At 62.9% G+C, this 23,931-nt stretch carries 19 protein-coding genes; 10 read left to right on the top strand and 9 right to left on the bottom strand.

Annotated features, from left to right (window positions below; genetic code table 11):
• Positions 1 to 81 precede the first annotated feature (81 nt).
• The 7 genes from D8767_RS20290 to D8767_RS20260 all read left to right on the top strand — a co-directional run bounded on the left by D8767_RS20290 (position 82) and on the right by D8767_RS20260 (position 5,759).
• On the top strand, positions 82 to 1,074 hold the full coding sequence (locus D8767_RS20290; protein ID WP_028699270.1) for an alpha/beta fold hydrolase: 993 nt from the start codon (positions 82 to 84) through the stop codon (positions 1,072 to 1,074).
• Between the two features lie 157 nt (positions 1,075 to 1,231).
• Positions 1,232 to 1,723 carry a ribonuclease E activity regulator RraA gene (gene rraA, locus D8767_RS20285; RefSeq protein ID WP_016714847.1) on the top strand — a complete coding sequence of 164 codons (492 nt, stop codon included), beginning with the start codon at positions 1,232 to 1,234 and terminating at the stop codon, positions 1,721 to 1,723.
• A gap of 27 nt (positions 1,724 to 1,750) precedes the next feature.
• The gene (locus D8767_RS20280) at positions 1,751 to 2,746 is read left to right on the top strand and encodes a zinc transporter ZntB (protein WP_016714848.1); all 996 of its coding nucleotides are present in this window, start codon (positions 1,751 to 1,753) and stop codon (positions 2,744 to 2,746) included.
• 87 nt (positions 2,747 to 2,833) lie between these two features.
• The gene (locus D8767_RS20275) at positions 2,834 to 3,106 is read left to right on the top strand and encodes a hypothetical protein (RefSeq protein ID WP_014591816.1); all 273 of its coding nucleotides are present in this window, start codon (positions 2,834 to 2,836) and stop codon (positions 3,104 to 3,106) included.
• A gap of 2 nt (positions 3,107 to 3,108) precedes the next feature.
• Entirely contained in the window at positions 3,109 to 3,933 is an 825-nt protein-coding gene (locus D8767_RS20270) for a mechanosensitive ion channel domain-containing protein (protein WP_004376138.1), read from the top strand.
• A 113-nt stretch (positions 3,934 to 4,046) separates the two neighbouring features.
• Positions 4,047 to 4,613: an RNA polymerase sigma factor SigX gene (sigX, locus tag D8767_RS20265; protein ID WP_003248665.1), complete on the top strand. Its 567-nt coding sequence runs from the start codon at positions 4,047 to 4,049 to the stop codon at positions 4,611 to 4,613.
• A gap of 111 nt (positions 4,614 to 4,724) precedes the next feature.
• Positions 4,725 to 5,759 carry an OmpA family protein gene (locus tag D8767_RS20260; RefSeq protein ID WP_016714850.1) on the top strand — a complete coding sequence of 345 codons (1,035 nt, stop codon included), beginning with the start codon at positions 4,725 to 4,727 and terminating at the stop codon, positions 5,757 to 5,759.
• A 57-nt stretch (positions 5,760 to 5,816) separates the two neighbouring features.
• Here D8767_RS20260 and cobA read toward each other — a convergent pair whose 3' ends face one another.
• The 5 genes from cobA to D8767_RS20235 all read right to left on the bottom strand — a co-directional run bounded on the left by cobA (position 5,817) and on the right by D8767_RS20235 (position 11,450).
• Positions 5,817 to 6,557, bottom strand: coding sequence for a uroporphyrinogen-III C-methyltransferase (gene cobA / locus D8767_RS20255; protein ID WP_016714851.1), 741 nt, complete (start codon positions 6,555 to 6,557; stop codon positions 5,817 to 5,819).
• A 27-nt stretch (positions 6,558 to 6,584) separates the two neighbouring features.
• Positions 6,585 to 8,255 (bottom strand): bifunctional protein-serine/threonine kinase/phosphatase, encoded by a 1,671-nt coding sequence (locus tag D8767_RS20250; protein WP_016714852.1) that lies wholly within the window; start codon positions 8,253 to 8,255, stop codon positions 6,585 to 6,587.
• A 9-nt stretch (positions 8,256 to 8,264) separates the two neighbouring features.
• Entirely contained in the window at positions 8,265 to 9,476 is a 1,212-nt protein-coding gene (locus D8767_RS20245) for a NarK/NasA family nitrate transporter (protein WP_016714853.1), read from the bottom strand.
• Positions 9,477 to 9,648: 172 nt separating this feature from the next.
• Positions 9,649 to 10,224 (bottom strand): ANTAR domain-containing response regulator, encoded by a 576-nt coding sequence (locus D8767_RS20240; RefSeq protein ID WP_016714854.1) that lies wholly within the window; start codon positions 10,222 to 10,224, stop codon positions 9,649 to 9,651.
• A gap of 11 nt (positions 10,225 to 10,235) precedes the next feature.
• Entirely contained in the window at positions 10,236 to 11,450 is a 1,215-nt protein-coding gene (locus D8767_RS20235; protein WP_028699269.1) for a CmpA/NrtA family ABC transporter substrate-binding protein, read from the bottom strand.
• A 156-nt stretch (positions 11,451 to 11,606) separates the two neighbouring features.
• Between D8767_RS20235 and D8767_RS20230 the strand changes: the two genes are divergently transcribed.
• Positions 11,607 to 12,632: a quinone-dependent dihydroorotate dehydrogenase gene (locus tag D8767_RS20230; RefSeq protein ID WP_016714856.1), complete on the top strand. Its 1,026-nt coding sequence runs from the start codon at positions 11,607 to 11,609 to the stop codon at positions 12,630 to 12,632.
• A gap of 97 nt (positions 12,633 to 12,729) precedes the next feature.
• Here the strand turns inward: D8767_RS20230 and rmf are convergent, their stop codons facing one another.
• The gene (gene rmf / locus D8767_RS20225) at positions 12,730 to 12,945 is read right to left on the bottom strand and encodes a ribosome modulation factor (protein WP_003248687.1); all 216 of its coding nucleotides are present in this window, start codon (positions 12,943 to 12,945) and stop codon (positions 12,730 to 12,732) included.
• A 560-nt stretch (positions 12,946 to 13,505) separates the two neighbouring features.
• Here rmf and rlmKL point away from each other — a divergent pair.
• Entirely contained in the window at positions 13,506 to 15,698 is a 2,193-nt protein-coding gene (gene rlmKL / locus D8767_RS20220; protein WP_027609585.1) for a bifunctional 23S rRNA (guanine(2069)-N(7))-methyltransferase RlmK/23S rRNA (guanine(2445)-N(2))-methyltransferase RlmL, read from the top strand.
• A 94-nt stretch (positions 15,699 to 15,792) separates the two neighbouring features.
• Positions 15,793 to 18,183 (top strand): diguanylate cyclase, encoded by a 2,391-nt coding sequence (locus D8767_RS20215; protein ID WP_016714858.1) that lies wholly within the window; start codon positions 15,793 to 15,795, stop codon positions 18,181 to 18,183.
• 69 nt (positions 18,184 to 18,252) lie between these two features.
• On the opposite strand, the gene dacB is transcribed toward D8767_RS20215, so the two are convergent.
• The 3 genes from dacB to D8767_RS20200 all read right to left on the bottom strand — a co-directional run bounded on the left by dacB (position 18,253) and on the right by D8767_RS20200 (position 23,930).
• Positions 18,253 to 19,710: a D-alanyl-D-alanine carboxypeptidase/D-alanyl-D-alanine-endopeptidase gene (dacB, locus tag D8767_RS20210; RefSeq protein WP_016714859.1), complete on the bottom strand. Its 1,458-nt coding sequence runs from the start codon at positions 19,708 to 19,710 to the stop codon at positions 18,253 to 18,255.
• 201 nt (positions 19,711 to 19,911) lie between these two features.
• Entirely contained in the window at positions 19,912 to 20,256 is a 345-nt protein-coding gene (locus tag D8767_RS20205) for a YggL family protein (RefSeq protein WP_003248695.1), read from the bottom strand.
• Between the two features lie 41 nt (positions 20,257 to 20,297).
• Complete coding sequence (locus tag D8767_RS20200) at positions 20,298 to 23,930, bottom strand: ATP-binding protein (RefSeq protein WP_016714860.1); 3,633 nt, start codon at positions 23,928 to 23,930, stop codon at positions 20,298 to 20,300.
• Between the last annotated feature and the right edge of the window lies 1 nt (position 23,931).

The following is a 23,931-nucleotide window of genomic DNA, read 5'->3' as shown; positions in this document are numbered from 1 at the left end:
GTCTGGCGTACCCCCGCCTGGTTTTTTCCAGGGCGAGTTCCAGCAATGGATCCCGCCCTTTTTTGTGCACCAAGCAACCTTATGCAAAGCAGCAGCACTCTATTCCCCGTGGCCCTGCTCAGTGCCGAGCGCCGCGGCGACCTCAGCGAAGACGTGTACCGGATCAAGGCTGGCAACGGCCCGGACCCTAGCGTCGAGCTGGCCATCACCCGCCTGGGGTTGGCCGACCATGGCCGTGCCCAGGGCGTGCCGGTCATTCTTCTGCACGGCAGTTTTTCCAACCGGCGTTTCTGGTATTCGCCCAAAGGTATTGGCCTGGGCGCCTACCTCGCCCGTGCCGGTTTCGATGTGTGGATCCCGGAAATGCGCGGTCACGGCCTGTCACCACGCAACCATGCCTGGCAGCACAACAGCGTTGCGGCCTATGCCCGTGATGACCTGCCACTGATTGCCGCGTTCGTGCGCGAGCAGTCGGGCCAGGCGCCGCACTGGGTTGGCCATTCCTTGGGCGGCACCACTCTGGTGGCGGCGCTTGGAGGTGGTTTCCTGGGTGCCGAACAGGTGGCCAGCGTGGCGCTGTTCGGCACCCAGATCAGCCGTGTCTACTGGCCGTTGAAGGTGCCACCGCTGGTGTGGGGTGCGAAGCTGGTGCTCAAGCGCTGGGGGCAGATATCCGGGCCACGCTTCAAACGTGGGCCGGAAGACGAGCCGATTGGCCTGGCGCTGGAAAGCATGCGCTGGCATGGCCTGTTCGGACGCTTTGGCGACAAGCAGAACGACTGGTGGGCAGGGCTGGCAGAGGTGGATGTGCCCCTGCTGGCAGTGGCCGGCGCGGGGGACTTCCAGGACCCGGTGTGGGCCTGCCGCAAGCTGTTCGAGCAGTTGGGGGGCGAGCGCAAGCAGTTCTTGCGGCTGGGGCGTGAGGAAGGTTTTGAGGCCTTTGGGCATGTCGACATGCTGGTGAGCAAGGCTGCGCAGGCGCAGGTATGGCCGTTGGTGGAGCGCTGGTTGCGTGATCCATTGCTGCCGGTGCATGCGTCCACGGTGGCTCAGGAACCTTTGCCAGTCAGTTGATCTTGCATCGCCTGGGTCGGCCTCTTCGTGGGCGTGCCCGCGAAAGGGCCGGTACAGGATGAATACAAATGACTGCCCGGTCCCGGATGACTGCAATGGCCTCCAAGGTGTAGCCTTGGCCGATACCCGCTTTCGTTGTGACTGACAGGAGCTTCCCATGCAGCATTACGTAACGCCCGACCTGTGTGACGCCTACCCCGACCTGGTACACGTGCTGGAACCCATGTTCAGCAATTTTGGCGGCCGCGATTCGTTCGGTGGCCAGATCGTCACCATCAAGTGCTTCGAGGACAACTCGCTGGTGAAGGAGCAGGTCGAACTCGACGGCAAGGGCAAGGTCCTGGTGGTCGATGGTGGTGGTTCGCTGCGCCGTGCGCTGCTGGGCGATATGCTTGCGGAAAAAGCCGCCAAAAACGGTTGGGAAGGCCTGGTGATCTATGGCTGCGTGCGTGACGTCGATGTGCTGATCCAGACCGACGTCGGGGTGCAGGCCCTGGCCAGCCACCCGATGAAAACCGACAAGCGTGGTATCGGTGACCTCAATGTGGTGGTGACCTTCGCCGGCGTTACCTTCCGCCCGGGCGAGTACGTGTATGCCGACAACAATGGCGTACTCGTTTCGCCAAGCCCGCTGAAAATGCCGGAGTGATGCGCCCCACGCGCTGATGGAGCTTTGATGTTCGAGGAAGACAACGCGCAGTGGGGGCTGGTGCATGCCCTGGTGCTCGATGGTAAAGGCGGCGCGCGCTCGATTGCCCGTACCGAACTGGACAGCTTGCAACTGCAACCAGAGCAGAGCCTGTGGCTGCATTGGGACCGCAGCCATCCGCAAACCCGTACCTGGCTACTGCATGACAGTGGCCTGAGCGAGTTCGCCTGCGAGCTGCTGCTGGAAGAAAACACCCGGCCGCGCCTGCTGCCCATGGCGGACGAACAGCTGCTGCTGTTCCTGCGCGGGGTCAACCTCAACCCGGGTGCCGAGCCTGAAGACATGGTTTCGGTACGTATTTTCGCCGAGGCACAGCGGGTTATCTCGTTGCGCCTCAGGCCGTTGCGTGCCAGTGACGAAATTCTCCAGCAACTGGAACAGGGCAGGGGGCCGAAATCGGCCTCCGAACTGTTGCTGTTGATGGGCGAACTGCTGACTGAAAAGGTTCAGGGCTTGGTGAGTGATCTGGCCGAATTGGTCGACCTGGAAGAAGAAAAGGTCGAAACCGACGAGCGGTACACCCCTGAGCATGGCAGCCTGCAGCAGATCCGCCGTCGTGCCGCCGGCCTGCGCCGCTTTCTTGCCCCGCAACGGGAAATCTACGCCCAGTTGTCGCGCAGCAAATGGAGCTGGTTCGCCAATGCCGACGCCGATTACTGGAACGAGCTCAATAACAGCCTGATTCGCTACCTCGAAGAACTGGAGCTGACCCGCGAGCGCGCTGCGCTGGTGCTGGAAAGCGAAGACCGGCGGCGCAGCGAGCGGATGAATCGCACCATGTACCGTTTTGGCATCATCACCTGCATCTTTTTGCCCATGAGCTTCATCACCGGACTGCTGGGCATCAATGTCGGCGGTATTCCGGGGGCGGATAACCCGTTGGGCTTTCTGTTCGCGTGCATCGTCGTGCTGGGGCTGGCGGTGGGGCAGTGGTGGCTGTTCCGGCGGTTGCGATGGGTTTAGGTGTGCATTTTGAAACATTCGTACCAATGGGTTGTGTGACCCATTGCCCGGCCATCTCGTCTCTTGCTGACACTGCGCGAGGTGCCCATGCACGATCCGTTTGAAGAATCCCTGCGCGACCTGCTCAAGGCGTCACCCTCCGGCAATGACCGGGACGACCGGGACGACGCCGCTTGCCTGGGTCGCGTACTGAAAACCGCCAACCGCCAGGTTGGCGCGGGTGATCTGTTCAGCCTGCTTGGCCGCTGGAGCCAGGCGCTGCTCATCGCCGTCAATAATGGCTCGGCGCATGTCGCGCCGGTGCGTCGACACTCTTCCCGCAACGCTGCCACCGGCAGCAAAGCAGATAAGGCCGATTGAATATGGAACTCGATCTCTGGACCCAGAGCCTGGTCACCGCAATGACTGCCCTTTGGACCAAGGTAGCGAACTTCATCCCCAACCTGTTCGGCGCGCTGGTCGTGGTGCTGCTGGGTTTCGTGGTGGCCAAGCTGCTCGACACACTGCTGTCCAAGCTGCTGGCCAAGTTTGGCCTGGACCGCCTGATGGCCGGCACCGGCCTCACCAAGATGCTTGGCCGGGTCGGCATTCAGGTGCCGATCTCGACCCTGATCGGCAAGATCGTCTACTGGTTCGTGTTGCTCATCTTCCTGGTCTCGGCCGCCGAGTCGCTGGGCCTGGAGCGGGTGTCGGCCACCCTTGACATGCTTGCCCTGTACCTGCCCAAGGTGTTCGGCGCGGCCTTGGTGCTGCTGGCCGGCGTGCTGCTGGCACAGGTTGCCAATGGCCTGGTGCGTGGCGCTGCCGAAGGCATCGGCCTGGAATACTCGGCAGGGCTTGGGCGCATTACCCAGGGCCTGGTGATCATCATCAGCATCTCGGTGGCCATCAGCCAGCTGGAGGTGAAAACCGACCTGCTGAACCACGTTATCGTCATCGGGCTGATTACCGTTGGTCTGGCCGTTGCCTTGGCTATGGGCCTTGGCAGCCGCGAAATCGCCGGGCAGATCCTGGCCGGCATTTACGTGCGCGAGCTGTATCAGGTCGGCCAGCAGGTGCGGATTGGAGAGGTTGAAGGGCACATCGAGGAAATCGGCACGGTCAAGACAACGCTGCTGACCGATGATGGCGAACTGGTGTCGCTGTCCAACCGCGAGTTGCTCGAGCAGCGTGTCAATAGCCGCTAACCGCACAAAAGCTGTTAATGTATGCCGCCGCGAAATTCGACCCACGGGGTCGCGCGGCGACATTGACCTGACTGTCGGCCAGATCCGTTTTGAATAAAGTTCATTCGCCGCCCATGCGTTATGACCCCCGCGAGCTCACCGACGAAGAGTTGGTGGCGCGTTCGCATGAGGAGCTGTACCACGTTACCCGCGCCTATGAAGAGCTCATGCGGCGCTACCAACGGACCCTGTTCAACGTCTGTGCGCGTTATCTGGGGAACGACCGGGACGCGGACGATGTCTGTCAGGAAGTGATGCTGAAAGTGCTGTACGGCCTGAAGAACTTCGAAGGTAAATCCAAGTTCAAGACCTGGCTCTACAGCATCACCTACAACGAGTGCATTACCCAGTACCGCAAGGAGCGCCGTAAACGCCGGTTGATGGATGCCTTGAGTCTGGACCCTGTCGAAGAGGCGTCCGAAGACAAGGCCCCGAAGCCGGAAGAAAAAGGCGGGCTGGACAAATGGCTGGTGCATGTGAACCCGATTGACCGCGAAATTCTGGTGCTTCGTTTTGTCGCAGAGCTGGAATTTCAGGAAATTGCCGACATCATGCACATGGGCCTGAGCGCGACAAAAATGCGCTACAAGCGCGCGCTAGACAAGCTTCGGGAGAAATTTGCCGGCCTCGATGAAACTTAGTGGCGTGCAAATATCTCTAACGAATCGGCGAGTTCTGCTAGACTTGCCGTCGAGTTGTCCCCCGTGTTTGTGGTGGGACGGCTTAACTATCACCAGATGGGGATTTAACGGATGAAATTGAAAAACACCTTGGGCTTGGCCATTGGTTCGCTCGTAGCCGCCACTTCGATTGGCGCTATGGCACAAGGTCAAGGCGCCGTCGAGACCGAAGTTTTCTACAAGAAAGAATTCTTCGACAGCCAGCGCGACTTCAAGAACGACGGCAACCTGTTCGGCGGCTCGATCGGTTACTTCCTGACCGACGACGTTGAACTGCGTCTGGGCTACGACGAAGTACACAACGCTCGTGGCGAAGACGGCAAGAACATCAAGGGCTCGAACACCGCCCTGGACGCCGTTTACCACTTCAACAACCCGTACGACGCTATCCGTCCGTACGTTTCCGCTGGTTTCTCGCACCAGTCGCTGGGCCAGACCGGCCGTGGCGGTCGTGACCACTCCACCTTCGCCAACGTTGGCGCTGGCGCCAAGTGGTACATCACCGACATGTTCTACGCCCGTGCCGGCGTAGAAGCTCAGTACAACATCGACCAGGGCGACACCGAGTGGGCTCCAAGCGTTGGTGTTGGCCTGAACTTCGGCGGTAGCCCGAAGCAAGCCGCAGCCGCTCCGGCTCCAGTTGCTGAAGTCTGCTCCGACTCCGACAACGACGGCGTTTGCGACAACGTCGACAAGTGCCCAGACACCCCGGCCAACGTTACCGTTGACGCCGACGGCTGCCCGGCTGTTGCCGAAGTCGTTCGTGTTGAGCTGGACGTCAAGTTCGACTTCGACAAGTCGGTCGTCAAGCCAAACAGCTACGGCGACATCAAAAACCTGGCTGACTTCATGAAGCAGTACCCACAAACCACCACCGTGGTTGAAGGTCACACTGACTCCGTGGGTCCAGACGCTTACAACCAGAAGCTGTCCGAGCGTCGTGCCAACGCTGTCAAGCAAGTGCTGACCCAGCAGTACGGCGTAGAATCCAGCCGTGTTGACTCGGTAGGCTACGGCGAAACCCGTCCGGTTGCTGACAACGCCACCGAAGAAGGCCGTGCTATCAACCGTCGCGTTGAAGCTCAGGTAGAAGCTCAGTCCAAGTAATTGGCCTGATGTTTCATGAAAAACCCGGCCTCGGCCGGGTTTTTCTTTGCTCGGATTTTACCCGGCGACTGCCAACAGTCTCTGAACCTGTCGTTCGTCAACCACCTCGCCAATCACCAGAATCGCCGGGCTACGCAAACCAAATCCCTGCGCATCTTTGACCATCCCCCGCACATCGCTCCTGCACTCTCGCTGTTGCGGCAATGAGGCATTCTCGATCATCGCCACTGGCATTCCGGGTGCCATGCCACCCTCCAGCAACCCCTGGCGAATCTGCTCCAGTCGCGCGACCCCCATGTACACCACCAACGTCGTTCCACCCTGGGCCAATGCCTCCCAGTTCAGCTCGCTGTCGTCCTGCGTATGCGCCGTTACCAGCGTTACCCCTCGGCTCACCCCGCGTGAGGTCAGCGAAATCCCGCATTGCGTGGCGCCTGCCAGACCGGCCGTGATGCCGTTGACCAACTCCACCTCAATACCATGCCCCTGTAGCCACAGTGCCTCTTCGCCGCCACGGCCGAAAATGCACGGATCTCCACCCTTGAGCCGTACCACGCAACGTCCTTGCCGAGCATGGCGCAGCATCAGGCGCTGGATGAACGCTTGTGGCGTGGAGCGGCACCCGCCGCGCTTGCCCACGGCAATCACCCGGGCCTGCGGGCAATGCTGCAGCACCGCCGGGTTGACCAGGTCGTCGATCATTACCACTGCCGCTTGCTGCAAGGCACGCACGGCCTTGAGGGTGAGCAGTTCAGGGTCGCCAGGGCCGGCGCCTACCAGCCAGACTTTTGCATTCATCGGGTATTCCTCGTTGGCAGGGTGCGCTCAGCCTTTGAGCAGGCCAAGCAGCAGGATCAGGTTGAGTAGCAACGACAGCAGGGCTAGGGTGCGCCATACCTTCAACGGCTCGCGTTCCAACAAGGGGCGCGGCCTGTCAGGCAGCTCTTGACGGTCGCCACGCTCAAGCAGCAACAACCAGTGTTCGGCCGTTTCGAAGCGCTGCGCCGGGTCGGCCGCCACCGCCTGCTGCAGGTTGTGCTGCAGCCATTCCGGCAAGTCGGGGCGGTAGCGTGCAGCGTTGACCGGCTGGCCGAAGCGCGGGCGCTGAAAGGCTTCCACCTCGCCATACGGGTAGTGCCCGGTCAGCAGGTGATACAGCGTCACGCCCACGGCATACAGGTCCTGGCGCGGGCTGGGTGGTTGGCCGTCGAACGCTTCCGGGGCGATGTACGACGGCGTGCCGGGCACGTCGTGCGGCGAGTCTTCGGAAAGGCCGGGGCAATAGGCCAGACCGAAATCCAGCAGGCGCAGTTGGCCATCGCTGCCCAGGTGCAGGTTGTCTGGCTTGATGTCGCGGTGCAGCAGGTTGCGCCGGTGCAACACGCCAACCGCCTGCAGCAGTTGCCGGGCCATTTCGAGCCACTGCGGCAGGGGCAGCGGACCATGCTCGGCCAGCAACGTCGCAAGGTTTTGACCGGAGTATTCGCGCATTACGTAGTACAAGTGTTGCCGATGGCTGGCTGCATGCAGCTCGGGGAAGTGCCGGCCCGCAACGCGTCGCAGAAACCACTCTTCGAGCAACAGCGCCTGTGCAGCACCGGATGCTTGCTCGCGTTCGGCAGGTAAGGTCTTGAGCAGCCAAGGCTGGCCCTGGCTGTCGCGCACCCGGTACAGCAGTGACTGGCGGCTTTGTGAAAGCAGGCGTTCGGCCCGCCAGTCATCAATCAGTTGCCCTTCGCGCAGCGCGCCGGGCACCGGCCACTGCTGCAATTGCGCCAGGGTATCGCCCAGGTTGGCGGTGCCCAGCTGTTCGACGTGTACCAGCAAGGCACTGGCATTGTCTTGGCTGCCATTGAGATGCGCGCTGGCAACCAGTGTGTCGACGGCCAGTTGCAGGTTGGTTTGTTCGCGCAGCACGGCCTGGATGTGTTGGTCGCCCAGGCTGGCCCAGACCCCGTCGCTGAGCAGCAGGAAGCACTCACCCGGTTGCAGTTCGCCTTCGAGGTAATCCACCAGCAGGTGTTGGTCCAGGCCCAGTGCGCGCTTCAGCACATGCTGCATGCCCGGTTGATCCCATACATGGTCTTCGCTCAGGCATTGCAAGTGCCCGGCGTGCCAGCGATACACGCGACAATCACCGACATGGGCCAGCGTGAAGCGCCGGCCCCGTAGCACCAGTGCGCTAAGGGTGGTCAACAATGGCTGGCCGCTGCCTTGGGCGCGCAACCAGCGGTTCTGAGCCAGCAACAGGCGGTCCAGGGCCTGGGCCACGCTCCAGGTGGCGGGGGTGGCGTAGTAGTCCAGCGCCAGTGCCTGCAAACTGGCGCGTGCTGCCAGGCCGCCATCGGCGCATTGGCTGACGCCGTCAGCGAGGGCGAACAGGTAGCCCTTGCTGGCGGCCAGCTCTGGCGCCGGGGTGACCAGGCGCAGGGCATCCTGGTTTTCCTCGCGTGGCCCGGTAGCGCTGGCTTGGGCGAACTTCAGTTGCAGGCTCATGGGTGCCCCTCAGACCCGTGCAGCGGTCACGGCTGCCGAGCCCCAGGTGGTGCGCCAGCGTTGTTTCACGCCATGCAGGCCGAACCAGGCCAGCAGGCCAAGGCTGGCGAACAGCCACAACCCCAGCTGGTAGTCACCGGTGTGCTGCTTGATGGTGCCAAGCCCGGCTGCCAGCAGGAAACCACCGATACCGCCGGCCATGCCGATCAGCCCGGTCATCACGCCGATCTCCTGGCGGAAGCGCTGTGGTACCAACTGGAATACCGCACCATTACCGGCGCCCAGGCCAAGCATGGCGCTTACGAACAGCGCCAGTGCGGCGGCTGCGGACGGCAGGTTGAAACCGACTGCCGCGATGCAGATGGCTGCAACGCTGTACATGCCCAACAGGGTGCGGATACCCCCGAAGCGGTCGGCCAGGGCGCCGCCGAGCGGGCGCATCAGGCTGCCGGCAAATACGCAGGCGGCGGTGTAGTAGCCGGCTGTGACCGGGCTCAGGCTGTACTGGTCGCTGAAGTAGCCGGGCAGGGCGCTGGCCAGGCCGATGAAGCCGCCAAAGGTGACGCTGTAGAAAAACATGAACCACCAGCTGTCGCGGTCGCCGAGGGCCTTGAGGTAGTCGGCCATCGCTTTTGGCTTGGGGCGTTGTGGCGCATTGCGCGCCAGCAGGGCGAACACCACCAGCGCCAGCGACAACGGAATCAGCGCGAAACCGAACACATTGTTCCAGCCAAAGCCGGCAGCCAGCGCCGGGGCCAGCAGGGCGGCGAACACCGTGCCGGAGTTGCCGGCACCGGCGATGCCCATGGCCTTGCCCTGATGCTGCGGCGGGTACCACTGTGAAGCCAGCGGCAACGATACGGCAAACGACGCACCGGCAAAGCCGAGGAACACGCCCAGCAGCAGGGCCTGTTCGTAGCTGTGCACACCCAGGTGCCAGGCGCACGCCAAGGCGACGATGACGATCACTTGGCCGATCAGCCCGGCTGTTTTGGGTGACAGGCGGTCAACCAGCACGCCCATGGCGAAGCGCAGGATCGCCCCGGCCAGGATCGGCGTGGCCACCATCAGGCCCCGTTGTTGTGCGCTCAGTTGCAAGTCGGCGGCAATCTGCACCGCCAGCGGGCCCAGCAGGTACCAGACCATGAAGCTGAGGTCGAAGTACAGGAACGCGGCGAACAGCGTGGGCACATGCCCGGATTTCCAGAAGCTGGTACTCATCGAACACCTCACTTGGCAATGCAACGGAACGAAAAAGACGCCGCCACCCGCTCCACGGTCGTGGAGGGGAGAGCGACGTCTTTGTCGGGATTTAAGTGGGGCAACCGCCGTTGGCTACCGGTGATGTTTGTTCAGCAAGAGATGGGCCAACTTGGCCCGTACGGGAGCGTTGTCAGCCCAGCATTTCGTGCATGGCAATGATCTGCTCGGCCACCTGGATCAGCTTCTGCTGTCGGCTCATGGCCTGTCGGCGCATCAGGGTGTAGGCCTGTTCTTCGTTGCAGTCCTTCATCTTCATCAGCAAACCCTTGGCCTGCTCGATGCGCTTGCGTTCGGCCAACTGCTGGTCGCGTGCCAGCAGCTGCGCCTTCAGCGCCTGGTCACTTTCAAAGCGGGCCATGGCCACATCCAGAATCGGCTGCAGCCGCGCAGCATGGATGCCTTCGACGATGTAGGCACTAACGCCTGCCTGGATCGCCTGGCGCATCACGCCAGGGTCGTGCTCGTCGGTGAACAGCACGATGGGGCGCGGCTGGTCGCGGCTGACCAGCACCACCTGTTCCATCACGTCGCGGTCCGGTGAGTCGGTATCGATCAGCACCACATCCGGGCGCACCGTTTCGACGCAGGCGGGCAGGTCGATGGTCAGGCCTGGGGCTTCGGTAACCTCGAAGCCGGCCTCGATCAACGCCGCCTTGAGGCGGCCGAGTTTGTTCTGGGTGTCGTCGATCAGCAGAATGCGCAACATGGTTGTCCCCCTCACGCGCCGACGCGGGCATCGGGCAGGTCGCCCAGGGCATGCAGGCTGAAGCTGCGGGCATAGCCATAAGGATCGCTGCCGTCCCAGCGGGTGCCATCGATCAGCAGGCTGTTGCGCATCGGCTGTTCGGGGCACGCGACGCCCAGGCTTTGCGCCGCCTCGCTGTACAGCGCCAACTGCTGAACCTGCCGAGCCACACCGAGGTAGTCGGGGTCTTCGCGTAACAGGCCCCAGCGGCGGAACTGGGTCATGAACCACATGCCGTCGGACAGGTAAGGCAGGTTGGCCCGGCCTTGGTCGAACAGGCGCAGGGCGTGCGGGTCTTGCCAGTGGTTGCCCAGGCCATCCTGATAGAGGCCGAGCAGACGTGGCTCGATGCTGTCCAGCGGGGTATCCAGGTACGTGTTGCCGCTAAGCAGTTGCGCAGTGCTGCGACGGTTTTCGGGGCTTTGCTCGATGAACCGGCTGGCGGCGAGGATCGCTTTGATGAGCGCGCGGGCGCTGTTGGGGTATTGTTCGGCGAAGGCGCGAGAACACGCCAGCACCTTTTCCGGATGGTCTGGCCATATCGACTGGCTGGTGGCCAGCGTAAAGCCTTGGCCCTTGGCCACAGCATCGGCGGCCCAAGGTTCGCCCACGCAGAAACCGTCGATGCGCCCCGCCTGGATATGCGCGGCCATCTGGGCCGGCGGCACCACTACGCTGTCCACGTCGCGCAGCGGGTGGATGCCCTGGCTGGCCAGCCAGTAATACAGCCACATGGCGTGGGTGCCGGTGGGGAAGGTCTGGGCGAAGGTCAGGCGTGCGCCATGCTGGTGCACCAGGCGCGCCAATGCTTCAGGGTTGGTCACGCCTTTGCGCTGCAGGGCCGGGGAGAGGTTGATGGCCTGCGCGTTCTGGTTCAGCCCCATGAGCACGGCCATGTCACTGGCCGGTACGCCACCGATGCCCAGGTGCACGGCATAGACCAGGCCATACAGGCAGTGCGCGGCATCCAGCTCGCCGCTGACCAGCTTGTCGCGCAGCCCGGCCCAGGAGCCTTGGCGCTTGAGGTTGAGGGTAAGGCCGTATTGCTGGGCGAAGCCCTGGGTGGCGGCGACCACCACCGAGGCGCAGTCGGTCAGGGCCATATAGCCGATGTTCAGGCTGGGCTTTTCCGGCGTGTCACTGCCATTGACCCAGGCCAGGGGCGTTGCTCGGGGTACGGTGTTCACAAGGTTCCTCGCCTGTACTGATAAGGCTGTGGACCAAACCGGTGCAACCGATGTGCCAAGGGTTGCCGGGGCGCGTAGCCGCCCCACGATTTGCTGTCCTGCCAGCCCTAGGCTGGCTATAATCGCCCCCTCACTCACCCCGAGCCTTGCCCGCCCATGTATACCCTGGCCCGCCAGCTGCTGTTCAAGCTTTCCCCGGAAACTTCCCACGACCTGTCCCTGGACCTGATCGGTGCCGGTGGCCGTCTTGGCCTCAATGGCATGCTGTGCAAGCAGCCGGCGGCATTGCCGGTTTCGGTCATGGGCTTGAACTTCGCCAACCCGGTGGGCCTGGCCGCAGGCCTGGACAAGAACGGCGCGGCCATCGACGGCTTTGCCCAGCTGGGCTTCGGCTTCGTCGAAATCGGCACCGTCACCCCGCGTCCGCAACCGGGCAACCCCAAGCCAAGGTTGTTCCGCCTGCCGGAGGCGACGGCCATCATCAACCGCATGGGCTTCAACAACCTGGGCGTCGATCACTTGCTCGGCCGCGTGCGTGCCTCGCGTTACAACGGCGTGCTGGGCATCAACATCGGCAAGAACTTCGACACCCCAGTCGAGCGCGCCGTGGATGACTACCTGATCTGCCTGGACAAGGTGTACACCGCCGCCAGCTACATCACCGTCAACGTCAGCTCGCCGAATACCCCGGGCCTGCGCAGCCTGCAGTTCGGCGATTCGCTCAAGCAGTTGCTCGATGCCCTGGCCGAACGCCGCGAGCAACTGGCTGCTACCCATGGCAAGCGTGTACCGCTGGCCATCAAGATCGCCCCGGACATGAGTGACGAAGAAACTGCGCTGGTGGCTGCCGCGCTGATGGAGTCGGGTATGGATGCGGTGATCGCCACCAACACCACGCTGGGCCGTGAAGGTGTCGAGGGGCTGCCGTATGGCGGCGAGGCGGGTGGCCTGTCGGGCGCGCCGGTGCTGGAAAAGAGCACCCACATTGTCAAGGTGCTGGCAGGCGAGCTGGGCGGCAAGTTGCCGATCATTGCCGCGGGTGGCATTACCGAAGGTCGTCACGCTGCCGAGAAGATCGCTGCCGGTGCGAGCCTGGTACAGATCTACTCGGGCTTCATCTACAAGGGGCCAGCGTTGATCCGTGAAGCGGTCGATGCCATTGCGGCATTACCGCGCGGTTAAACGGCAGGCATAAAAAAGGGCCCCGTCAAGGGGCCCCTGGGCCGCAGCCCGCCGCCCGGATAGGGCGCGCATGGTGACTCGAATTCAGTGTCCTCGTTCAGCCAACGGCGTGATTTTCGTTGAGTCTATGGATGCCAGCGGTGCCAGTCATTCCGTCCCAGTTATCACCGCGACCTTCGCGCCAGCCGTTGATCCAGGCTTGGCGAACAGAAGGAAGATTGAAGGGGCAAAGTTCGCGGGATTTGCCGGTGACCCCGTATTGGTAGCCACGTGAATATGCTCTTTCCAACGGATCACGCTTAAGTCTTCTCATAGGGTGTTGCCCTCACTTGTTGACTGTAATGTCCCGTCGGCCTCTCCGAGGCCGGGCAGAGTCTTTCTGCCGGTTTGCGCCCGCTGCCGGCGTGGCGGGCTGAAGGTGCCGCCTCGTTGCGAAGCGGCCTGAGACCAGTTCTATCGAATGCGAGTCACGGTGTGAATGATCGATTTGTCATAAGCACGTAACCTTTCCTAGGGTGAGGGGATAAGTAAATAAATGCGACTCAACCTTGTTTGGCGTTGAGCCCGCTGTGATCGGGGTTTGCTGAACATTGACGTCATTTCGCCAGCGTTGCTTGCGGATGACAGAAATAATTTGAAATGCGACGAAGGGTCACATCGCCCCGGTTATCGCCAGAATTTTTCATACTGCCTGATGATCTAAGCTGTCTTGGCCACCGGGCCGAGTGCAGATCGGTCAGGTGGCCTGGCCCTTCGCGGCACGTTCATGTGCCAGGAAGGGCCACCCGCACGCCTGCTGGAAAGGCCTGCGGGCAAACATCGCGGGGTGATGCGTTGCCTCGTCAGTCAATAGCCCAAGGCTCTGGAATACTCATGTCGGACCGTTTCGAACTCTACCTCACCTGCCCCAAAGGCCTTGAAGGCCTGCTTGCCGAAGAAGCCAAAGGCCTTGGCCTGGACGAAGTGCGTGAGCACACCTCGGCCATTCGCGGCGTCGCCGACATGGAAACCGCCTACCGCCTGTGTGTCTGGTCACGCCTGGCCAACCGGGTGTTGTTGGTGCTCAAGCGCTTCTCCATGAAGAACGCCGACGACCTTTACGATGGCGTGCACGCGGTCGACTGGGCCGACCACCTGGCAGCCGATGGCACCCTGGCGGTGGAGTTCAGTGGCCATGGCTCGGGCATCGACAACACTCACTTTGGTGCGCTGAAGGTCAAGGACGCAATTGTCGACAAGTTGCGCAACCGCGAAGGCCTGCGCCCGTCGGTGGAAAAGATCGACCCCGACGTGCGTGTACACCTGCGCCTGGACCGTGGCGAGGCCATTCTCTCCCTCGACCTATCCGGCCACAGCCTGCACCAGCGTGGCTATCGCCTGCAGCAAGGTGCTGCGCCGCTGAAGGAAAACCTGGCGGCTGCGGTGTTGATCCGTTCTGGCTGGCCGCGCATTGCCGCTGAAGGGGGCGCGTTGGCCGACCCGATGTGCGGTGTGGGTACCTTCCTGGTCGAGGCCGCGATGATCGCCGCCGACATCGCGCCCAACCTCAAGCGTGAGCGCTGGGGCTTCAGTGCCTGGCTCGGCCATGTGCCAGCGCTGTGGCGCAAGGTGCATGACGAAGCGCAGGCGCGTGCACAGGCTGGCCTGGCCAAGCCTCCGCTGTGGATCCGTGGCTACGAGGCCGACCCGCGGCTGATCCAGCCGGGCCGCAACAACGTCGAGCGTGCCGGCCTGGGCGACTGGGTGAAAATCTACCAGGGCGAAGTCAGCACCTTCGAGCCGCGCCCGGACCAGAACCAGAAAGGCCTGGTCATCAGCAACCCGCCCTACGGCGAGCGTCTGGGTGATGAAGCCAGCCTGCTGTACCTCTACCAGAACCTCGGCGAGCGCCTGCGCCAGGCCTGCATGGGCTGGGAGGCAGCGGTGTTCACCGGCGCGCCGCAGCTGGGCAAGCGCATGGGCATTCGCAGCCACAAGCAGTACGCGTTCTGGAACGGCGCCTTGCCGTGCAAGCTGCTGCTGTTCAAGGTGCAGCCTGACCAGTTCGTCACCGGCGAGCGTCGCGAAGCACAACCTGAGGGCGCGCAAACCCGCCAGCAACCCGCCGTTGCCAGCGAACCGGCACGCCTTTCGGAAGGTGCGCAGATGTTTGCCAACCGTTTGCAGAAAAACCTCAAACAACTGGGCAAGTGGGCCCGTCGCGAACAGGTCGACTGCTACCGCCTGTACGATGCCGACATGCCCGAGTACGCGTTGGCTGTTGACCTGTACCATGACTGGGTACACGTGCAGGAGTATGCCGCGCCACGCTCGATCGACCCGGAAAAGGCCCAGGCGCGCCTGCTCGATGCGTTGGCAGCCATCCCGCAGGCGCTGGGCATTTCGCCGCAGCGCGTAGTGCTCAAGCGCCGCGAGCGCCAGAGCGGCACCCGCCAGTACGAACGCCAGGCGACCGAGGGCCGTTTCCAGGAGGTGAACGAAGGTGGCGTCAAGCTGCTGGTCAACCTCACCGACTACCTCGACACCGGGCTGTTCCTCGACCATCGCCCGATGCGCATGCGCATCCAGCGCGAGGCTGCCGACAAGCGCTTCCTCAACCTGTTCTGCTACACCGCCACTGCCACCGTGCATGCGGCCAAGGGCGGTGCGCGCAGCACCACCAGCGTCGACCTGTCGAAAACCTACCTGGACTGGGCGCGGCGCAACCTGGCGCTTAATGGCTTCTCTGAGCGCAACCGCCTGGAGCAGGGTGATGTGATGGCCTGGCTGGAGGGTAACCGCGACAGCTACGACCTGATTTTCATCGACCCGCCCACCTTCTCCAACTCCAAGCGCATGGAAGGCGTGTTCGACGTGCAGCGTGACCACGTTCAACTGCTAGACCTGGCCATGGCCCGCCTGGCGCCGGGCGGCGTGTTGTATTTCTCCAACAACTTCCGCAAGTTCCAGCTGGACGAGCACCTGATGGCGCGTTATGCGGTGGAGGAAATCACTGCCCAGACCCTGGACCCGGACTTCGCCCGTAACAACCGGATTCACCGGGCCTGGCGTCTGCAGCTGCGCTGAGCCGACGAGGTACATTGCGTGGCTAATGGCCAATGGCTATAAATGTGGGCAGGGCAAGATAACCCGCAGGACGCTGACGTGACGAGAAGGGTGTATGTCAAAGTGTGGCGTGCGTGCGCGGTTATCTGGCCTGTGCACAGAGACCGTGTCCGCGTGGGCGGTGGCGCTGGTGGCTTTGGTGGCGGGCGGTCTGTTGACGGCCGCCTTGGCGCTGGCCGCACAGGCGTTTTACAAGCAGCAGCTGCGCCAGCGCTTTGAGTTGCTGGCCAGCGAACGTTACAGCCGTATTGCCGAGCGTTTTGATGAACAACAGCAGCGCCTGGATGGCCTGCGGCGGTTCATCAGCTTTTCCAACGAAGTGACACCACGCGAATTTGACGGTTACGCCCGGCCGTTGCTGCAGCGTACCTTGGCCTACGCCTGGGCGCCGCGTGTCGAAGCCGCGCAGCGCGCCGAGTTCGAGCAGCATGCCCGCGAGCATTCCGGCCCGGGCTATGTGATCCGTGACCAGGATGCGCAAGGCCAGTGGCACCCCGCGCCGCTGCGCGACCATTACTTCCCTGTGTTGTATACCCAATCCGGTGAAATGCCCGGGCTGCCCTATGGACTCGATCTTGCCGGCCAGGGTGAGCTCCAGGCTGCCCTGGTGCGGGCGCTCGGATCTGGCAGCATGGCGGTGTCCGAGCCCTTGGCCATGTACGATATTCCTTCGTACGCGCGCGGCTTGGTGCTGGTAGCCCCCGTGTTTTCCGATGCCAACCCGCATGGCGCTGCAGTGGGCTATGTGGTGGCTTTGTTGAGCATGCGCGAGATGGTCAGCGATGGGCGCCCTGTGGCAGCGGATGACAACCTGGTGGTGCGTATCGTCGACCCGTCCGGGTTGCAAGGGCCGCAAGTGCTGTACGACTCGCAGAACCAGGTTGCCCCCTTGTCGCTGAGCAGCAACCCGCTGCTGCACCTGGCAGACCACCACTTCCAGCTGAGCATCCTGCCGAGCCAGGCCTTCGTGCGGGCCAATCGCACATCGGCGGTACTGGCGGTCGGCTTGCTGGGCGGGTTGTTGAGCCTGCTGCTCAGTGCCTTGCTCTACAGCCTGTTCAGCCAGCGCCAGCGTGCCCTGGCCCTGGTCGAGCAGCGTACCGCCGAGTTGCGGGTCAGCGAACAGTCCTTGCGAGGTACCCATAATCAGTTGCGCAGTGTATTGGAGGCCGCGACCCAGGTGGCCATTATTGCCACCAACCTCAAGGGCGAAGTCAGCACGTTCAACACGGGGGCCGAGCGTATGCTGGGTTATTCGGCCAATCAGGCCATCGGCCATTTGCGCCTGGAGGACCTGGTGCTGCCGGACGAATTGAGCCTGCGTGCGCATGCGCTCAGCCAGCGTTTTGGCCGGCACATCGCCGGTGGCCAGGCGCTGTTTGCAGAAACCGTTTACGAGCGAGGCGCCGAGCCGGTTGAGTGGACCTTGCTACGCGCCGATGGCAGCCAGTTGGTGGCCAACATGCTGGTCACGGCCATGCTTGACGAACAGGGCCTGTGGGTTGGTTACCTGGCCATCTGCATCGATGTCACCGAGCGGCGTCGGGTACACGAGGCACTGGCGGCGCGCGACCGGCTGCTGGAAAAGCTCAGTGCCGAGGTGCCGGGCGGTATTTATCAGTATCGCCTGGATGCCGATGGGCATTCGTGTTTTCCCTACGCCAGCAAAGGCCTTTACGACATCTACGAAGTGGACCTGCAGCAGTTGCGCGAAGATGCCTCGGTGGTGTTCGAGCGTATCCACCCCGATGACCTGGAGCGCGTACGCCGTTCGGTACGTTACTCTGCCGAGCACCAGGCACCCTGGCGCGAGGAATACCGGGTGTGCCTGCCACGTGCTGGCCTGCGCTGGGTGCGTGGCGAAGCGACGCCGGAGGTGGGAGAACAGGGCTGTACCTTGTGGCATGGCTACCTGACGGACATCTCGGACCTCAAGGGTGTGGAGGAAGAGTTGCGGGCGCTGTCGGTGACCGATTCACTGACCGGCATTCATAACCGCCGCTACTTCCAGGAACGGCTCAAGGTCGAACTGGAGCGGGCTCAGCGTGATGGCTTGGCGCTGGCCGTGATCATGCTCGATATCGATCACTTCAAGCACATCAACGACCGCTTTGGCCATGCCGTCGGCGACCGGGTGCTGCGCAGCCTGTGCCAGCGTATCGGCCAGCGCTTGCGGCGTACCGATGTGTTCTGCCGGTTGGGTGGAGAGGAATTCATGGTGCTGTGCCCAGGCAGTGATGCCGAGCAAGCGCGGCTGCTGGCGCTGGAGTTGTGGCATGGGCTACGCAATGTGCCGGTGGACGGCGTGGGCAAGGTGACGGCCAGTTTTGGTGTGGCGGGATGGCGGCCGGGGGAGGGCGCCGATGCCCTTTTGTTGCGGGCGGATGCGGGGGTGTATGCAGCCAAGCAGGCGGGGCGGGACAGGGTGGAAGGCGAGTCAGCCTGAACGTTTTTGGCTGCCCGTACCGGCCCTTTCGCGGCTATAGCCGCGAAAGGGCCGGTACGGGCTAACCAATCAGTTGGCTGCAGTGCTGCCCGCCAGCTTCGGTTGGCGATACAGGTCCAGCAGCACCTGGTCGAGCACCTGCGAAGCCCCCCATGGTTTCGGGTCGTTGAGGATTGCCGCCACTGCCCAGGTGTGGCCGTTGCTGTCACGGCTGAAACCGGCAATCGCCCGCACAGTATTCAGCGTGCCGGTCTTGATGTGCCCTTCGCCGGTCATGGCTGTGCGCTTGAGGCGTTTGCGCATGGTGCCGTCCATGCCCACCAGCGGCATCGAGCTCATGAACTCGGCGGCGTAGGGGCTCTTCCAGGCGGCCTGCAGCATCTCGGCCATTTCCCGGGTGCTGACCCGTTCGGCACGCGACAGCCCTGAGCCGTTTTCCATCACCAGGTGCGGCGCGGTAATGCCTTTCTTCGCCAGCCACTGGCGGACCACGCGTTGCGCGGCACGGGCGTCGTCGCCGTCGGCATCGGTGCGGAACTGCGCGCCAAGGCTCAGGAACAGCTGCTGGGCCATGGTGTTGTTGCTGTACTTGTTGATGTCGCGGATCACTTCCACCAGGTCTGGCGAGAAGGCGCGGGCCAGCAGGCGTGCACCTTTGGGCACGTTCTCGATGCGGTCACCGCCCTGGATGTTGCCACCCAGCTCGTTCCAGATCGCGCGCACGGCACCGGCGGCGTAGGTCGGGTGGTCGAGCAGCGACAGGTAGGTCTGCGAGTTGCAGCCGTCACCCAGCTGGCCGCTGACGGTGACGCTGATGCCATCGGCTTGAGGTACCGGGTTGTAGCGCACATCACCCGTGCACTGCTTGGACGCCACGGCCTTGACCTGGTTGTCGATGCGAATGCTGGCAATAGGGGGTTCGACCGCGATGGTAACCTTGCCACCATCGTTGCGGGCCACGAAGCGCAGGGCCTTGAGGTTGACCAGCAGCGAGTCGGGTTTGACCAGGAACGGCTTGTTTTCATCGCCGCCGTCATCGTTGAACTGCGGCAGGTTGGGCTGCACGAAGTGGCTGCGGTCCAGCACCAGGTCACCGGTGATGGTGCGCACGCCATTGGCGCGCAGGTCACGCATCAGCAACCAGAGCTTTTCCATGTTCAGCTTCGGGTCGCCGCCACCTTTGAGGTACAGGTTGCCGTTGAGCACGCCATTGCTCAGGGTGCCGTCGGTGTAGAACTCGGTTTTCCACTGGAAGGTCGGGCCAAGCAGCTCGAGGGCGGCATAGGTGGTAACCAGTTTCATGGTCGAGGCCGGGTTTACCGAAACATCGGCATTGAACACGGTCGGGGTACCGGGCCCGTCCAGCGGCAACATTACCAGCGACAGCGCTGTGTCCTGCAGCTTGTTGGCTTTGAGCGCCTGCTGCACTTTGGCGGGCAGGGTGGTATTGACGGCGGCGGCATGGCTGGGCAATGCGAGTGGCAACAGCAGGCCGGCAAGAACGAGGGGGCGAAGCGTTTTGATCATAATGAATAAATACCCTGCAGCGAGGGGAAAGGGCATAGGGGCTGTAAGAGATGATGGCCCCAGGACGAAAGAATACGCATTATGCCCCAAGCGCAGCGACGATGCGCCACGTTCGACGGAAAAGCATGGCGGATAAAAAGCATCGGCAATAAAAAAGGCCACCCATGTGGGTGGCCTTTTCAGCGATCAGACAGGCAAGTATCACTCAGCCTTGTTGATCGGCTTTTCCGGGTACCAGGCGTCCAGCAGTGGGCTGACTTCGATTTTGGTCAGTTCGCTACGGCCTTTGAGCCAGGCTTCCACGGCGGCGCGTTGTTCTTCGCTGACCGAACCGCGCTTGACCGAGCACACGAGGCCGAAATCGTCACCGCCTACATAGTCCAGGCCGTTGGCGTCCATGGCTTCTTCCAGGAACGCATCGAGGAAAGCATCGATTGCCTGGTCATCCAGATCTTCCTTGAATTCCAGGTTCAGCTCGAAGCCCAATTCCTGAAACTCGTCGACACACAGCTTCTTGCGCAGACGACGGGAGCGGTTTGTGGCCATGAAACAATCCTCTTAGGTAATAACGCCGCGCAGTCTACCAGTTAACACGGCTGGCTGCCTGCCTGCGTATCGGTGCTTGGAGGCAATTCTTTGGCCAGCGCCAGCTCCACCCGTCGCATGTGCCGCGCCAATGCCTGACGCCGCAGGCGCAACTGGGCAGTAGGCAAGCCACCAGACTCCAGTGCTTCGCAGGCGGCCATCAGGTCGGGCGCTTCAAGCATGCGCGCCGCGCTGAGCACTTTGTGGGCCTGTTCGGCAATGGCATCGGCGTCGTGCTCTGGGTGCAGCGCCATCAAGGTGGAAAGATCGGCCTGCAGGCTCTGCTGCAGAGTCTGCAGAAAACGCCGGCGGTCGGCGGGGTCATGCCCGACTACTGCAGCCAGGCCATCCAGGTGATACAGGGGGCGTCGGCGCTTGCGCTGCCGGCGCGGGTTGATGCCGGCCAGGCGCTGGCTGAGGGTGCTCAGGCTGATGGGCTTGAGCAGACAGTCGTCCATGCCGGCGCTCAGGCACTTGCGGCGTACTTCTGGCTGAGCGTTGGCGGTATAGCCAAGAATGGTGCAGCGTGGCCGGTTGCCATGGCGCTCTTCGGTGCGCACGGCTGTCGCCAGCTGGTAGCCGTTCATGTGCGGCATGTTGCAGTCGAGTACCAGCACATCGAAGTTGCCCGCCCGCCAGGTGGCCAGCCCTTCACGGCCATCGCGGGCGCTGGCGTGCTCCAGGCCCAGGTAGGCAAGCTGCTGCGCCATCAGTTGCAGGTTGGCCGGATGGTCGTCGATCACCAGCACGTTCAGCCGCGGGTCGGGCACATCAAGCTTTTCGATCAGCGGTGCCGGCTGCACTTGCGCATCAACCTGTTGCAGCGGCATTTTCAGGCACACTTGGGTGCCGACCCCTTCGAGGCTTTTGAGGGTCAGGTCGCCACCCATCATTTCGCACAGGTTGCGGCAGATGGTCAGGCCCAACCCGGTACCTGCGCGCGCACCCTGGCTATGCGGGTTGGCCTGGACGAACGGGGTGAACAGGCGTTGCAGGTCGTCGGCGTGGATGCCGATGCCACTGTCACGCACTTCCAGTTGCAGTATGGCGGGCGTGCTGGTGCCGTTGTCCTGCAGGTCGGCGCTGATACGCACCTGGCCATGCTCGGTGAACTTGATGGCGTTGCTGACCAGGTTGGACAGCACCTGTTTGAAGCGCAGGGGGTCGAGCAAGGCATGGCAGCGCGCGGCCGGCGTGATCATCACCTCAAGTGCCAGGCCTTTCTGTCGCGCCTGGCCCTCGAAGATACGCCCCACCGACTCCACCAATGCGGCCAGGTCTACGGCCTCCGGCGCCAGGGTCAGGTGCCCGGACTCGATGCGCACGATATCGAGGATATCGCCGATCAGGCCCAGCAGGTCTTTGGCCGAATGGTGGGCAAGCTCCAGTGCGCCACGGTCCAGCCGACCTTGGTCGGCGCGCTTCACCGCCAGTTCGAGCATGCCGATCACGGCATTCATCGGCGTGCGTATTTCGTGGCTGATGGTGGCCAGGAACGTGCTTTTGGCGCGGTTGGCATCGTCGGCCTGTTGTTTGGCCTGGCGCAGCTCCAGCACCAGTTGGCGGCGATCGCTGATGTCGATCCAGCCGCCGATGATGCCCTGGATTTCTCCCAGTGAGTCGCGGTACGGCAGTATCCAGTGATAAATGGTCAGCTCGCGTCCCTTGATCCGCAGGGGGCGGTCCATGATCAACGGCGAGCCGGCGGCCATGACTTTCAGGTAGTCGGCCTGGATTTGACGGGTTTGCTCGGGATTGGCGAACAGGCTGTCTTCGAGTTGCTTGCCAATGACCTCATCGGACCGGGCCTGCACGGCTTCCAGGTAGCTGTAGTTGCAGCTTTTCAGGCAGCCCTCGCGGTCACGCACATACATGGGGTGGGGGGTGCCGTTGAGCAGTGCGCGCATGAATGCCAGTTGGTCGTTCAGGGCGCGTTCGGCGCGGTGGCGCTGACGAATCTGCAGGCGCAGGCGAGCGTTCCAGAGCAAGGCCAGCAGCAGAAGCACGGCAGTGCCCAGCACCACCTGCAGGGCGAGACGGCTGTAACCCTTGGCGTTGCTGTCTTCGTGTCGGCTAAAGCCGCGCCAGCGGTTGTTGATAACCCCCAGCTCCTCCGGTGAGATGCTGAGCAGTGCCTTGTCGAGGATCGACAGCAGGGCCGGTGAAGGGGCCGTGGTGGCCATGGCGAAGTTGGCGGGTTCGCTGCCCACCGACGAGCGGATCACCAGTTCCGGGTTGCTGGCCAAGGCGTGGTTGGCATCGATCAGGGTGGTAATCACTGCATCGACGGCACCACTGTTGAGCAACGCCATGGAGTAGAACGCGCTTTCGGTCTCGACCCAGCCGATCTGCGGATAGTACCGGGACAGCATGGCATCCATGGCGCTGTAGCGGGTAATGGCGATGCGATGCCCTTTCAGTTGTTCCAGCGAGCCCAGCGCCTTGTTGTCCTTGTGGCTGACCAGTACGTAGGCGCTTTCCAGGTAGGGGCGGCTGATTAGCAGGTCGTCCCCCGCCGCCCTGGCGCTGGCCAATGCGGCGATGACATCGGCCCGGCCATCCTTGAGGCGGGCAATCATGTCGGCAATGCCACTGGCACGTTGTACTTCGAAGCGTAAGCCTGTGCGCAGGCGGATGAGCTCCAGCAGGTCGGCAGTGATGCCGCGAAAATGCCCCGAATCATCGAAATAGGAGAGGGGGGCAGCCGTGTCATCAATCGCTACGCGCATCACCGGATGCTGCTGCAGCCACTGTTGCTCGGCCTCGCTCAATTGCAGTTGGCGGTCGCTCAGCAGTTGGTCGCTGCCAGCGCTCCAGCGCTTGAAGATGCTGGTGCGCATGGCCGGCGTCTGGCTGTCGAGGACAATGTTCACGAGCTCCAGCAGCAGTGTGTCTTGCTGGCGTAAGGCAAAACCGAAGCCGATGGCCTTGTGCTGGCCGAAGTTGGCCATGCGCAGGCGTGGCAGGTGGCCGCGATTGAGCTGGTAGTGCGTGGAGATGGTGTCGCCGATGAACACGTCGGCCTGGCCGAATGCCACGGCATTCAGTGCCTGGCTGGAAGAGCCGAAGGCCAGCAGCTCGGCCTTGGGGTAGGCGCTGTGTACTTCCTGTTCGGGCAGGTAGTGGTAGAGCATGCCCAGGCGCATGCTGGTCAGGTCCGTGTCCATCGCCCGGTTTTCATCTTCGCGCGTTACCAGTACCGGTTGGTCGATGGCATAGGGCTGTGACAACACCAGACCGTCGTTGGCCGCTTCGTAGCCATTGGCGCTGCCGAGTAAATCGATATCACCCTGCCTGAGCGCCTCCACCGCCGCTTGCCGGCTGGGAAAGCGTAGCACCCGCACGGGTAACTGCAGGGCCTTGCCGATCAGGCTTGCATACTCGGCGGTCAGGCCTTGGTAGGCGCGGCCGCCACTGGTGATGTCGAACGGTGGGTAGTCGGGCGCCGATGTTCCCAGTACCAGTTCCTGACGGCCTTCGAGCCATAACCGTTGTTCGGGCGTGAACAGGAGCTGGGCCGGACCGGCCGATGACCGTGCCAGCAACGTGTAGGACGACGCTTCGCGAGTGGTAGCCTGTGTCGCGCCGCTTGATAGCAGCAGGGCGAGCAGCAGGCGGGCGATAGTGCGGGCCATG

Source organism: Pseudomonas sp. LTGT-11-2Z (genome assembly GCF_003691445.1).
Taxonomy (GTDB): Bacteria; Pseudomonadota; Gammaproteobacteria; order Pseudomonadales; family Pseudomonadaceae; genus Aquipseudomonas; species Aquipseudomonas monteilii.
Note: the sequence above shows the minus strand (reverse complement) of the source record. Positions and strands in the feature narration are given on the sequence as shown.